Source organism: Reichenbachiella sp. MALMAid0571 (assembly GCF_040151475.1).
In the GTDB taxonomy this organism is placed as follows: Bacteria; Bacteroidota; Bacteroidia; order Cytophagales; family Cyclobacteriaceae; genus CAXBNB01.
On the sequence record NZ_JBDKWG010000130.1, the window covers coordinates 161,081 to 174,923 of the forward strand.

Annotated in this window: 9 protein-coding genes; 8 read left to right on the forward strand and 1 reads right to left on the reverse strand. The window is 39.4% G+C overall.

Annotated elements, in window-relative coordinates; all coding sequences use genetic code 11:
- Positions 1-28: 28 nt before the first annotated feature.
- The 5 genes from AAOP42_RS12085 to AAOP42_RS12105 all read left to right on the forward strand — a co-directional run bounded on the left by AAOP42_RS12085 (position 29) and on the right by AAOP42_RS12105 (position 9,709).
- Positions 29-3,940, forward strand: coding sequence for an efflux RND transporter permease subunit (locus AAOP42_RS12085; RefSeq protein ID WP_349528777.1), 3,912 nt, complete (start codon positions 29-31; stop codon positions 3,938-3,940).
- Positions 3,937-5,157: a TolC family protein gene (locus tag AAOP42_RS12090; RefSeq protein WP_349528778.1), complete on the forward strand. Its 1,221-nt coding sequence runs from the start codon at positions 3,937-3,939 to the stop codon at positions 5,155-5,157. Before AAOP42_RS12085 ends, AAOP42_RS12090 begins: the two co-directional genes overlap by 4 nt.
- 11 nt (positions 5,158-5,168) lie before the next feature.
- The gene (locus tag AAOP42_RS12095; RefSeq protein ID WP_349528779.1) at positions 5,169-6,443 is read left to right on the forward strand and encodes an efflux RND transporter periplasmic adaptor subunit; all 1,275 of its coding nucleotides are present in this window, start codon (positions 5,169-5,171) and stop codon (positions 6,441-6,443) included.
- Between the two features lie 98 nt (positions 6,444-6,541).
- Entirely contained in the window at positions 6,542-9,043 is a 2,502-nt protein-coding gene (locus AAOP42_RS12100; protein WP_349528780.1) for a heavy metal translocating P-type ATPase, read from the forward strand.
- A gap of 114 nt (positions 9,044-9,157) precedes the next feature.
- Positions 9,158-9,709: a DUF3347 domain-containing protein gene (locus AAOP42_RS12105; protein WP_349528781.1), complete on the forward strand. Its 552-nt coding sequence runs from the start codon at positions 9,158-9,160 to the stop codon at positions 9,707-9,709.
- Positions 9,710-9,719: 10 nt separating this feature from the next.
- On the opposite strand, the gene AAOP42_RS12110 is transcribed toward AAOP42_RS12105, so the two are convergent.
- Complete coding sequence (locus AAOP42_RS12110) at positions 9,720-10,421, reverse strand: hypothetical protein (protein ID WP_349528782.1); 702 nt, start codon at positions 10,419-10,421, stop codon at positions 9,720-9,722.
- Positions 10,422-10,669: 248 nt separating this feature from the next.
- Between AAOP42_RS12110 and AAOP42_RS12115 the strand changes: the two genes are divergently transcribed.
- The 3 genes from AAOP42_RS12115 to AAOP42_RS12125 all read left to right on the forward strand — a co-directional run bounded on the left by AAOP42_RS12115 (position 10,670) and on the right by AAOP42_RS12125 (position 13,724).
- Entirely contained in the window at positions 10,670-11,515 is an 846-nt protein-coding gene (locus tag AAOP42_RS12115) for a ThuA domain-containing protein (protein ID WP_349528784.1), read from the forward strand.
- Between the two features lie 176 nt (positions 11,516-11,691).
- Complete coding sequence (locus tag AAOP42_RS12120) at positions 11,692-12,756, forward strand: 3-deoxy-7-phosphoheptulonate synthase (RefSeq protein ID WP_349528785.1); 1,065 nt, start codon at positions 11,692-11,694, stop codon at positions 12,754-12,756.
- Between the two features lie 44 nt (positions 12,757-12,800).
- Entirely contained in the window at positions 12,801-13,724 is a 924-nt protein-coding gene (locus AAOP42_RS12125) for an ATP-grasp domain-containing protein (RefSeq protein ID WP_349528786.1), read from the forward strand.
- Positions 13,725-13,843: the final 119 nt, after the last annotated feature.

Genomic DNA, 13,843 nt, shown 5'->3' on the forward strand with positions numbered 1-13,843 from the left:
GCCACATTGCATACTTATTTACTTAAAAATGCTAAACATTATAATCAAATACTTTCTGGAGAATCGTCTCGTTACGGTGCTCATTCTGGTCACGCTGGTGGTCTGGGGAATAGCAACCTCTCCATTCAACCTGTCTGTCGACAAAGCAGGTTGGAATACAGGATTCCTTCCTAAGGATCCTGTTCCTGTAGATGCTATCCCTGATATTGGGGAAAATCAGCAAATCGTATTTACACAGTGGACAGGACGCTCACCGCAAGACATTGAAGATCAGATTTCTTACCCGATGACGACCTATTTACTAGGCATTCCAGGTGTAAAATCGATCCGTAGCTCATCTATTTTTGGATTTTCCATGATCAACATCATCTTCGATGAGGAAACTGAGTTCTATTGGTCAAGATCACGTATCCTCGAAAAGCTGAATTCCATCCCATCCGACCTTTTACCTGATGATGTTCAACCTACACTGGGCCCTGATGCTACGGCACTTGGCCAGGTATTCTGGTACACCATTGAGGGAAGAGATAAAGATGGAAATGTCACAGGAGGTTGGGATTTGCATGAAATACGAACTGTACAGGATTTTTATGTAAAGTATGGACTGAATGCAGTAGCAGGTGTTTCTGAAGTAGCTTCCATTGGTGGTTTTGTGCAGGAATACCAAATAGACGTAAATCCGGATGCGCTGAAAGCATACAATATCCCCCTGCTTTCGGTCATGCAGGCTGTACGACAATCCAACCGAGATGTAGGAGCAAAAACGATTGAGATAAATCAGGCCGAATATCTTGTTCGGGGATTAGGTTACATCAAAAATGTAGAAGACATTGAAAAATCGGTCGTTTCCGTGCAAGATAATGTACCCATTCTCATCAAAGATGTGGCTGTTGTGTCGTTAGGGCCAGCTACACGCCGAGGTGTACTGGACAAAGAAGGTGCCGAAGTTGTAGGTGGAGTAGTAGTGGCCAGATATGGTTCCAATCCACTTTCGGTCATCAATAAGGTGAAAGAAAAGATCAATCAAATAGCACCTGGTCTTCCAAAGAAAACTTTAGCCGATGGAACTGAAAGCCAATTAACGATTGTGCCGTTTTACGACCGATCACAGTTGATCCACGAAACTATCGGCACGTTAGAGACAGCCCTTTCACATGAAGTACTGATTAGTATCATAGTGGTATTAGTGTTATTGTTTAACCTACGAGCTTCCATTATTATCTCTGGTTTGCTTCCTGTTGGTGTATTGATGACATTCATCGTCATGCGATATACCGGAGTAGATGCCAATGTGGTAGCACTTTCAGGAATTGCCATAGCCATCGGTGTAATGGTAGATGTGGGAATCGTTTTTGTTGAAAATATCATTCGCCATCTGGAAATTCCGGAGAATGAAGGTGTGAAAGGCAAAGACCTTTTGAAAGTCATCTTTGATGCCACCAAAGAAGTGGCCTCCGCAATTACAACAGCACTGGCAACAACAGTAGTAAGCTTTATTCCTGTTTTTGCTATGGAATCTGCTGAGGGGAAACTGTTTAAACCATTGGCATTTACTAAGACCTATGCATTGCTTGGCTCATTCATCCTTGGATTGGTGGTCTTGCCCACACTGGCTTATTTCATTTTCGGCATCAACTACAACAAGAAAAGGGTTCGAAATATCTGGAACATTACCTTTATTTCAGGGGGAGTAATTATTGCAACTTATGCCCAAATGTGGTTACCACTAGTGATTTGTTCTGTCGGGATCAATAACATGTTTGAAGACCGATGGGATGAGAAATTCAAGAAACTTCCGAATTACATCAACATCATTTTGGCGTTATTCATTGCCAGTTTTTTCCTCGCTGAGGAGTGGATGCCATTGGGCGTGCAAACATCCCTTTTCGTTAATTACTTATTTGTTTTAGTGCTCATTGGAATCATATTAGGTACACTGCTCTCTGTCGTTCACTTTTATGAATCTATCCTGAAATGGTGTTTGGTCAATAAAGGCATCTTCCTGCTTTTACCATTATTCACTGTACTATTGGGTGTTGTCATTTGGCTTGGTTTTAATCAAACATTCGGTTTCCTGGGAAGTTCGGTTACAGAAAGTACGGCTGGAAAATCATTGACAAAAACATTTCCGGGAATCGGATCAGAGTTTATGCCTTCACTCAATGAAGGAAGCTACTTACTAATGCCTACCTCCATGCCACACGCCGGAGTAGAGCAAAGCAGACACACTCTTGGACAGTTGGATATGCTTGTCGCTCAAATCCCTGAAGTAGATATGGTAGTGGGAAAACTGGGACGGGTAGAATCAGCACTTGATCCTGCACCTGTTTCTATGTATGAGAATGTGATCAACTATAAGCCGGAGTTTAAGGTGGACGATTATGGGAAAAGGCTCAGGTTTAAGACAGATAGGGATGGGAATTTTCTTTTGGAAGGAAGTCAGGAGTTGGAAAGTGGAAACAAGAAGTTAGAAGATAAAAATCTGAGGCTAGACAGAAACAAGGAATGGTATTTTAATGGAAATGACACGGTCTTTCTAACTTATAACACCCAGCTTTTATCTTCTCTTGAGAACCAACTAATTAGAGATTCAGGTGGTCAATTCTACAGGAATTGGAGGGCACATATCAAATCCCCCGATGACATCTGGAACGAGATTGTAAAAGTGACTAAAATTCCCGGGGTTACTTCAGCACCTAAGCTTCAGCCAATTGAAACCCGATTGGTGATGCTGCAAACCGGGATGCGGGCACCTATGGGAATAAAAGTATATGGGCCTGACCTGAAAACGATTCAAGATTTCGGTTTTCAATTAGAGAACATTTTAAAAGAAGTTTCTTCTGTAAAAACAGAGGCTGTATTTGCAGACCGAATTGTAGGTAAGCCTTACCTGCATCTCAATATTAACCGGGATGAAATTGCACGGTATGGGCTAAGTGTAGAGGATGTTCAGCAGACCATTGAAACCGCAATTGGGGGAATAAAAATCACCTCAACAGTCGAAGGGCGTGAACGCTTTCCGGTTCGGGTGAGGTATCCAAGGGAATTGCGTGACGATCCTGAGGCACTGGGCAATATATTGATACCCACTCCAACGGGAACACAAATTCCTTTAAAACAGGTAATAGATTTAGAATACGTTAGGGGGCCACAGATAATCCGAAGCGAGGAAACCTTCCTTGTGGGTTATGTACTCTTTGATAAGCGAGATGGGTTTGCGGAGGTTGATGTGGTCAACGCATCTCAGCAAGCGATCAAAGACAAAATAAATTCAGGTAAATTAATAGTACCTAAAGGTATCAGCTACAAATTTTCAGGAACTTATGAAAATCAGGTAAGAGCCATCAAACGACTTTCGATAGTAATCCCCATTAGTTTGTTGGTGATCTTCTTGCTGCTCTATTTCCAGTTCAAAACAGTCATTGCATCCTCCATTCACTTCTCTGGAGTGTTCGTCGCATTTGCAGGTGGATTCATCATGCTTTGGCTGTATGGACAAGATTGGTTCCTGAATTTCTCCATATCGGAGATGAACATAAGAGATTTGTTCCAAATGAATCCCATCAACCTGAGTGTGGCGGTTTGGGTTGGTTTCATCGCACTGTTTGGCATTGCCACAGATGATGGCGTGATCATGGGAACGTACATTCATCAGGTATTCGAAGAGCGGAAACCAAAAACAGTTGCAGAGGTTCGTTCAGCGGTGTTGGAAGCAGGCAAAAAGCGGGTACGTCCTGCAATGATGACAGCAGCTGTCGCCATTATCGCCTTACTGCCAGTGCTTTCCTCTACAGGTAAGGGTTCAGATATTATGGTACCGATGGCCATCCCAACCTTCGGAGGTATGGCCATCCAGATCATGACCATGTTCGTAGTTCCGGTTCTTCAGGCCTTCTGGAGAGAAACGGTAATTAACAACCAAAACAAGAAATCGAAATGAAAAATTTATTATTGATTTACTTATTGGCTTTGACTTTCAGACTATCAGCTCAAACTCTTGAAGACTATCAACAAATAGCATTAAAGGACAATCCAGCACTTCAGGCAAAGTACAAGGAGTTTGAGGCAGCATTAACGAGAATTGAACAGGTAAATAGTTTACCCGACCCTACCTTATCTTTCGGCTATTTTATTTCTCCGGTAGAAACACGGGTTGGCCCTCAAAAAGTACGTTTTTCCATGACTCAAATGTTTCCCTGGTTCGGAACTCTAAAAGCACAAGGAAATGTTGAAGCAATGAAGGCGGAAGTAATCTACCAACAGTTGGTGGACATGCAAAACAAGCTACGGTTCGAAATAAGCAAAAGCTATTACCCCTTGGCTGAATTACAACAACTTTTGGATGTTCAAGTGGCCAATATTGAACTTTTAAATTCCTGGAAAAACCTGGCTTCTTCCAAATTTGAAAACGGAAAAATCAGCCTCACTGATCTACTTAGAATTGACATATTGATAAACGAACTAGAAACCGAATGGCAAATATTAGAAAGCAAAAGAAAACCTCTTTCTATTGCACTCAACCGCTTATTGAACAGACCTGATAGCACCAAAATTCATATAGAGTCTCTTGATAATAAGAAAAGACTAAACACAAGGGTAAATGACCTGAACAATCATCCCCGAATTTCGGAACTCTACAAACGCATAGAAACAGCAGAACTACAAAACAAAGCCATCGAAAAGCAAAGCCTTCCAAAGATCGGTGCTGGGCTGGATTATTTCCTGATAGGAAAAAGGTCAGATATGAATGTAGCTGAAAATGGGAAAAATGCTTTTATGCCCACTATCACGCTAAGCCTTCCAGTTTTCAGAAAAAAATATTCCGTCGCTATCATGGAAAACAAGTTGAAAATAGATGCTGACAAACTAAATATTCTGGCAGTTCAAAACGAATTATTGAGTGCTATCGCAAATCTGGAATATGAAGCAGAAAGGGAATTTAAGCTCCTCGGACTCTATGAAGATCAAATCACTGAAATGAAAAAAATTCAGGATTTGCTACTTATATCATTCAGCAACTCCTCAGAGGATTTGGATGAATTGCTAAGAACCCAAATGCAGATACTTAATTATGAAGAAAAGAAAATAAAAGCTCAAACCAGATTGAATACACTTGCTGAGAACCTGAATTATGTGCAAGCTTCTGACAGCAACTAATACATACAATTATGAAAAATTTCGTTCAAAACAAATATTTATTCGCAGGCCTCACACTTGTAGTGGGAATATCAATTGGCTGGCTATTACAACCTGCTCAAACCGAGACAAAGTCATCACCTGAAACCCATGAACATGCAACAAACGACCAAGGTCAATGGACTTGTAGCATGCATCCTCAAATCCGCCAGAATGAACCCGGATCATGCCCGATTTGTGGAATGGAGTTAATTCCAGTCAAATCTGACATAAATACCAGTGATTTGACAATTAAAATGTCTCCAACAGCCATGAAATTGGCCAATATTGAGACGTCTATAGTAGGTTCAGGTAACGCTAAAAAGACCATTATGCTCAATGGAAAAGTACAGATTAATGAAACTTTGATCAGTAAAATTTCAGCTCATTTCCATGGAAGGATAGAGAAGCTACATGTAAATTTTACCGGAGAACAAATCAGAAAAGGGCAATTACTTGCTGAAGTATATTCACCTGAATTGGTCAATGCCCAAAAGGAATTGCAAATGACCTACAAAGACAGGGCAACCAATCCTGTCCTATACCAAAGTGCCAGAAAAAAGCTGAAAAACTGGAAAATAGGAGAATCAGAAATTGACAGAATCGAAAAAAATGATGGTGAAATACTCAACGTTAAAATCCATGCTCACCACGGTGGTATCGTGTTGAAGAGAAATGTTGCTCAAGGGGATCATGTACAAATGGGTGACATCCTTTTTGAGCTTGCCAACCTGTCAAATGTTTGGCTAATGTTAGATGTATACGAATCCGACATACAATGGGTAAACCCGGGTGACCAGATCCAATTCACGGTTGCATCTTTTCCCGGCAAATCATTTGAAGGAAAAATCTCTTATTTAGATCCTTTTATTGACCCAAAAAGCCGGGTAGCCAAAGCACGGGTCAATGTAGATAACAGAGAAGGTATGCTAAAACCAGAGATGTTTGCTTCCGCAATATTAAAATCGAACATTTCATCCGAAAAAGAGGATATTATAATTCCAAAAACGGCTGTAATGTGGACAGGTAAAAAGTCGGTAGTCTATATAAAAACAACGAATAATGAAAGTATTCATTTCCAAATGCGTCAGGTAACCCTGGGACCTAATTTGGGAGAAAGTTATATTATCAATGAAGGTTTGGATGAAGGTGAAGAAATTGTGATAAATGGAACTTTCAGCGTTGATGCTGCCGCTCAGTTGGCAGGTAAACCCAGCATGATGAACCCGGAAGGTGAAGCAACAACAAAAGGCCATAAACACAACTAAACCTATAAAACCAAACAGAAATCTTATAACAGTTACTCCGAATAATATAACAAGAACCATTTTTTACTGATGAATTTAGCATAAGCAAAATTTAGATCATGAAGCATACATATAAAATTACCGGAATGACCTGTGACGGTTGCAGAAAACACGTACAAAGTACTTTAAGCCAAGTCTCTGGTGTGAACGAAGTATCTGTTGACTTGGCTGAAAAAGAAGCAACTGTTACAATGGAGGTTCATGTTCCTATCGAGCTGATGAAAGAAGCTCTAAAAAACGATGGGGGTCGCTATGACATTCATTTGCCTGGAGAGCATGTTGAGCACAAACACCCCCTGCCCGAAATCAAAAAGCAGAAAAAAAAGGATGATGGTGATGGTGGCAAGTATTACTGCCCTATGCTTTGTGAAGGCAATAAAAAATACGATCAACCCGGTGATTGTCCAAAATGTGGTATGGACTTAGAAAAAGAAACCTCAGGTTCATCCACTACAGAATATACCTGTCCGATGCATCCTGAAGTAGTGAAAGATAGCCCCGGAAGCTGTCCAAAGTGCGGAATGGATCTTGAACCAAAAAAGATTTCCACTAAAGGAGATTCAGAAGAAAACAATGCTTACCAATCCATGCTTATGAAATTTTGGATTTCTGTGACATTTACCCTCCCTGTATTTTTCATTGCGATGAGCGACATGGTAGGTGTTTCTCTTTCTGGCATAGCAAGTGAAAAAATCTGGGGATGGATTCAATTCGTGCTAAGTGCTCCTGTCATCTTTTATTCGTGTTGGAATTTTTTCGTGCGTGGGTACAAATCGATTATCAATCGATCTCCCAATATGTGGACACTCATCCTATTAGGTGCCGGATCAGCTTACCTTTTTAGTATTACCGCCTTACTGCTTCCTGACATTTTTCCGGCACAATTCAAATCTGCAACAGGTGCTGTACACTTATACTTTGAGGCATCAGTGGTCATTCTCACGTTGATTCTTTTGGGTCAACTAATGGAAGCAAAAGCCAGAAGCCAGACCAATTCTGCCATTAAAGAATTATTGAATTTAGTACCCCCTGAAGCTACGGTGATTCGCAATGGAGAAGAAAAAACAATTCCACTAGAACATGTCAAATTAAACGATATCATTAAAATCAAACCCGGCGAGAAAATCCCAGTGGATGGAGAGATTACAGAAGGAAAAAGCAGTATTGATGAATCTATGATCACAGGCGAACCAGTGCCTGTGGAGAAATCAAACGGAGATAACGTTATTGGTGGTACTATCAACGGTACGAGTACATTTCAAATGAAAGCACTCAAAATAGGTAGCGACACATTGCTTTCTCAGATCATTGAAATGGTGAACAAAGCAAGCAGGACAAAAGCCCCTATTCAAAACCTTGCAGATAAAGTATCTAGCTACTTTGTCCCTATTGTAGTTACTATTGCTATCATTTCTTTCTCTATTTGGGCTATTTGGGGACCTGATCCCAGGCTGGTTTATGCTTTCACAAGTGCCGTCACTGTACTAATTATTGCCTGCCCCTGTGCATTAGGGTTAGCTACTCCTATGTCCATTATGGTCGGAACTGGAAAAGGTGCCAGGCAAGGTATATTGGTGAAAGATGCACGAGCTATTGAGGAAATGCAAAAGATAACAACACTGGTTATTGATAAAACAGGCACCATTACAAAGGGAAAACCATCGCTTCAACATGTGCAGTCTATAAATGAAATATATGATGAAGATAAACTACTGCAAATAGCAGCTTCATTGGAGCAAAGTAGCGAACACCCCTTGGCACATGCCATAGTATCCGGTGCTGAAGCAAAAAAATTAACATTACAAAATGTTGATGATTTCAACTCCGTCACCGGAAAAGGGCTAACGGGAAAAGTCGATGGAAAACAGGTGGCCATCGGCAACAAAAAACTGTTAGAAAAATTTAATCTGCCGCTGGACTCAGGTGTACAGATGGATGTAGAAAAAAGGCAAATAGAAAGTGAGACAGTTATGTTCGTAGTAATCGACCAACAAATCGCAGGATATATCAGTGTAGCCGATCCTATTAAGGAGGCATCTGCTTCTGCTATCAAAGCCCTACAGAAACAAGGACTGGAAGTAATTATGCTCACCGGAGACAATAAAAATACAGCAAAAGCAGTAGCAGACAAACTAGGTTTAGATGGCTATGAAGCTGATTTGTTACCTGAAAACAAATACGAAAAAGTAAAAGCCCTACAAGCAGAAGGGAAAATTGTAGCCATGGCTGGGGACGGCATCAACGATGCTCCTGCACTGGCACAAGCAAATGTGGGCATAGCTATGGGTACAGGTACTGATGTAGCCATCGAAAGTGCAAGCCTGACACTGGTGAAAGGAGAACTGGATGGAATTGTCCGGGCTCGTAAGCTCAGCACAGATGTCATGCGAAACATCAAACAGAACCTGTTTTTTGCGTTCGTTTACAACATGCTTGGGGTGCCCATAGCTGCCGGTATTTTATTTCCCTTTTTCGGATTATTGCTGAGCCCGATGTTGGCAGCTTTGGCTATGAGCCTAAGCTCCGTTTCAGTAATTACCAATAGCCTCAGGTTAAGGTAATTGAAAAAAGTATTTGAAAATTCAAAAAGACAATAGCAATCAACACAAAATTATTTAAACTTTATTATCAATAAAATTGTTAAATTAACCATGAGAATAATAAATCGTCAAATTATGAAAATCAATGATTTTAAAACACTTGTACTAGTCTTCACATTTCTATCAGTGGGGCTTCTCTCCTGTAACACACAAAAGAAAGAACACGACCATGATCATGGAGATGGACAGACCCATCATCATGAAAATGATGTAAAACCTGATGGGCTATCATTTAAAGATACTAATCTTGAAGCCGCTTTCGACCAATACGAACTGTTAAGAATAGCCCTAACGGAAACGAATTTTAACAAATCAAAAAGTAATGCTCTGATTCTGCAAACAGTAATCGAAAAAGTAGAAGGAAATGAAACAGTTCTAGAAGCAACACAGGCAATAGCCAATGCCAATGATATTGATGCGCAAAGACTTGCTTTTTCTGACCTTACCAATGGCATGACTGCATTGATCAAAGGAAACTTATCATCAGGTGAATTATATCTTGCTCATTGCCCTATGGCACTAGACAATACAGGTGCCTATTGGATCACTCAGGTAAACGAAATTAAAAATCCTTATTTTGGAGATATGATGTTGAAATGTGGAACGGTTAAAGAGACTTTGAATTGATATCACCTCTTTAAAGAAGTGAATTTTCAATATCAAAATTCACTTCTTTAAACTCCAATGCATTTCCTGATCCATGATACACAATATCCTGAAAATATTTAAACCCAAATTCATCTACCATAGTTACTTTTCCTATTGGAATCTCTTGATTTTGTTCATATAACTTTGACCATTTTTTAAAAATTACATGTAGCATAAAATAGTGATTAGAATAAATATATTCTGCATTTGAAACTTCGAAGGAAATATTATTTTGCGTGACCGTAAATAATAATGAATGTATATTCCCACCAAGGTTCTTTAAGATAAATACAGCTTTATTTTTTTCATTTAACATACTTTTCTCAGGGTAAACGGTGATTTCATCCTGATATAATTTGGGAGGATTCAATTTAGAATGCATTAAAAGCTGAATTCTGTTCTGTTTTACTAATTCAGAAGTAGATTTTCTCATCTCTTGTATCGATTTGTTTAGAGATTCTTTTTGAACCCACAACGAGACAAAAATCACAGAAAATGCAAGTCCTGAAAAAAGAGTCTCTAAATTCCAATATCGTGATCCAATATCAACCTGTTTTATATTCTGAATACTATCATGGTTTACGTGAAAAATCAAATGTGGATAAAAAGTCCAAGCGAGGACCACTACACACATTGAAAAAAGTATAAGCGCAAGGATTAGTACTTCTGATTTTAATTCTTCTAGTTTCATCTGACATGTTTTTACGATTAAAGAATATTACTTTCCAAAAGAGTGTTATAAATATCGATAAGAATTAATAATAAACATGCTCAAATCTAATACTCTCTAAAAATTGGTCATTTTAAACAGTCAAAAGCAAAGAAAAATAGACGCTGTGAGGATATTGCATAATACCAAAATAAGAGAAAATTGAAACATAAATATTCAAGCATGATTATTGTTAAATTGCGAATTAAGACAATCAACTTTTATTATTCATGAACTACAAATCATCTATTCGTCTGGCTTGCTTAAGCTGCTTTTTACTCTTCCTTTCACTTTCAGTATTCGCTCAAAAACACCTTGATACCAATCACAAATCATTGAGCGTTGATCACAACAGCATGAAGGCAGAAAACCCATTGAGGGTATTGCTTTTTTCAGGCACAGGATGGTATCGTCATGCGGACATTCCTCTTGTGAATGGCTGGATCGTTCGCCTAGGAGCTGAAAACAACATGCAGGTAGATGTGAGTGAAACAGGCGATGACATCACAAAAGAGCGATTAGAATTATATGATGTATTGTTATTCAACAATGCCAATGTTTTGGACAAAATATTTAGCGTGGAACAACGCAATATAATCGAAACATGGTACAAAAATGGAGGTGCCATCGTGGGCTTACATGCCTTATTGGTACATCAGGAAAACTGGCCTTGGATAATGAATCTTGGTGGATGTGATTTCAATAGTGATTCAGATTTTTCAAAGGCCAAAATCAAAGTAGATCCTAAGGCAATGGATCACCCTACTGTAAAGGGATGGGGAAAAGAGTTTTGGTATGAGGCGGATTGGACAAACCACACCAAAGTTGTAACTGGCCTGCCAGGAGTGCAAGTCCTTCTCAGAGTAGATGAATCTACCTACGAGCCGGTACGTGACTATTTTAAAACCAGGGATGGCAAACCAATGGGCAAAGACCATCCCATAGCATGGACTAGAATTTGGGATGGAGGAAGGTTTTTCTATACCGAATTGGGTCATGACATACGATCATTGGATACAGAATTCGGGCGCCAACACATCATTGAAGGCATCAAATGGGTAGCAAATAAAGAATAAGACCATTCGATCGAGCAAAATAAAGAGCCTTTACCTTCCTGAATAATAGAAGGTTCTTGCTAAAAAAAGCAGCATAAGTTTGAGAGCAGTCAATTATCATTTAGTTTCGCGCTCTACTCGTGTATTTCAACATTAACCCTGATGATTTTACATAAAAAAAATAATATAAAAAAGGAATGTCAGATAAGAGAATTGAGAACCTGAACGTAAGTGCGGAAGAACCTATAATCACCCCTACAGAGCTTAAGAGCAAATATCCACTAACAGAAAAAATAATCAAAACTGTTTTAGATGGACAAACAACAATTAAAAATATTCTGAATAAAAAAGACAACAGAATCCTGGTTGTCGTTGGCCCATGTTCGATACATGATGTAAAAGCTGCCAAAGAATATGCTACTCAACTAAAAAAACTGGCTGACGAACTAAAAGACACTTTGTACCTGGTGATGAGAGTTTATTTCGAAAAACCACGTACTACTACCGGGTGGCAGGGGCTAATCAATGATCCAAAATTAGATGACAGTTGTGATGTCAACGAAGGATTGCACATCTCAAGAGAATTGTTGACTCATATAGCTGAATTGGGATTGCCAACAGCAGGAGAAGCATTGGATATTGTAACACCACAATACATTCAGGATTTGTTCTCATGGACGGCTATCGGAGCAAGAACTACTGAATCCCAAAGTCATAGAAAAATGGCCAGTGGCTTTTCATCGGTAGTCGGGTTCAAAAACGGAACAGATGGCAATATTGATATAGCCATACAGGCACTGATGTCTGTAGCCGGAAACCACAACTTTGTAAGTATCAATCCTGACGGAAATGTTGCGGTGGTGAGAACTTCAGGCAATCCAAATTCTCATATCATATTAAGAGGTGGCAAAGGGCCTAACTATTCTTCAGAGCATATTAAAGCTTATGAAGAAAAACTGGACAAAGCAGGATACCCTCACAACATTATGGTGGATTGCAGCCACGCCAACAGTGGAAAGAAAGCAGTGAATCAATCAGTAGTACTTAATGATATAGCTCAGCAAATTCAGGCTGGTAACAAATCTATCATGGGTATCATGATTGAAAGCAACCTGAACTTTGGAAAACAGTCTATTCCGGAAGATAAATCTCAGCTAAAATACGGCGTATCAGTTACAGATGAATGTATTGATTGGGAAAGCACTGAAACAATACTTCGTGACTTTAGCAGCAAGATCAAAGAGTCCCTGAGTCAACGGTAATTTTTAGCCTGGCTCTGTTTTTTTAGTACAAAACACCAAATAAGATGTGTCAATATGATGTTGTACTTCTCACTGACTTCAGGTATGTGTCACCTCAAAAAATTGATCCGTACACACAAAATGTATTGACAGAAGACCAACTGGTAGCTGATGCTCTGACAACCAAAGGGCTTAGGGTTTGGCGCACCAATTGGGACAATCCGGATTTTGACTGGTCAACTACCCGGTACATTCTATTTCGCACCACATGGGATTATTTCAATAGGTTTGATGAATTCAAAGTATGGCTGGAATCCGTAAGTAAAAAAACCAAACTTATCAATTCGGAAAATATTATCAAATGGAATATTGATAAGTTTTATCTGGAAGACCTATCAAAAAAAGGAATACGTATTCCTCCTACTGTTTTTATAAAACCAAAAGATAAACGCACGCTTTCAGAACTGATCACATCAACAGGATGGCAGGAAGTAATCCTAAAACCAGCCATATCCGGTGGCGCACGACACACTTATCGGATGAAAGCCAATGAGACTGATCAATATGAAAGTATCTATCAAAAACTAATCAAATCAGAATCCATGTTGCTGCAAGAGTTTCAGCATCAAATCATAAAAAAAGGTGAAGTTGCATTTATGGTTTTTGGTGGGAAGTATAGTCATTCCATCCTCAAAAAAGGAAAAGAAGGAGACTTCAGGGTACAAGACGACTTTGGAGGCACAGTACACGATTATGAAGCTAATCCTGAAGAAATAGCATTTGCTGAAAAAGTAGTAGCTGCATGCACTTTCCAGCCTGTGTATGCTCGTGTCGATGTACTTTGGGACAACAATGACCAACCCTGCTTATCAGAATTGGAATTGATTGAGCCGGAATTGTGGTTTCGCAATCACAGACCAGCGGCAAAGTCAATGGCAAATGCTTTGGTTGAATATATTTCAGATACAAAATTACTGACATCCGACTAAATTCTATTTTTCACAAAAAGGTCTTGTAGAAGTTGAATTAAGGATCTTTTCCTAGGTTCTCATAAACACCCCCACTTGTAGGATCGAACATGTTGAGTTGTACTATCTGTAGGTTTCTG

Coding starts and splice junctions, on each gene's coding strand:
- AAOP42_RS12085 (WP_349528777.1), top strand. CDS start 29: ATGCTAAACATTATAATCAAATACTTTCTGGAGAATCGTCTCGTTACG.
- AAOP42_RS12090 (WP_349528778.1), top strand. CDS start 3,937: ATGAAAAATTTATTATTGATTTACTTATTGGCTTTGACTTTCAGACTA.
- AAOP42_RS12095 (WP_349528779.1), top strand. CDS start 5,169: ATGAAAAATTTCGTTCAAAACAAATATTTATTCGCAGGCCTCACACTT.
- AAOP42_RS12100 (WP_349528780.1), top strand. CDS start 6,542: ATGAAGCATACATATAAAATTACCGGAATGACCTGTGACGGTTGCAGA.
- AAOP42_RS12105 (WP_349528781.1), top strand. CDS start 9,158: ATGAAAATCAATGATTTTAAAACACTTGTACTAGTCTTCACATTTCTA.
- AAOP42_RS12110 (WP_349528782.1), bottom strand. CDS start 10,421: ATGAAACTAGAAGAATTAAAATCAGAAGTACTAATCCTTGCGCTTATA.
- AAOP42_RS12115 (WP_349528784.1), top strand. CDS start 10,670: ATGAACTACAAATCATCTATTCGTCTGGCTTGCTTAAGCTGCTTTTTA.
- AAOP42_RS12120 (WP_349528785.1), top strand. CDS start 11,692: ATGTCAGATAAGAGAATTGAGAACCTGAACGTAAGTGCGGAAGAACCT.
- AAOP42_RS12125 (WP_349528786.1), top strand. CDS start 12,801: ATGTGTCAATATGATGTTGTACTTCTCACTGACTTCAGGTATGTGTCA.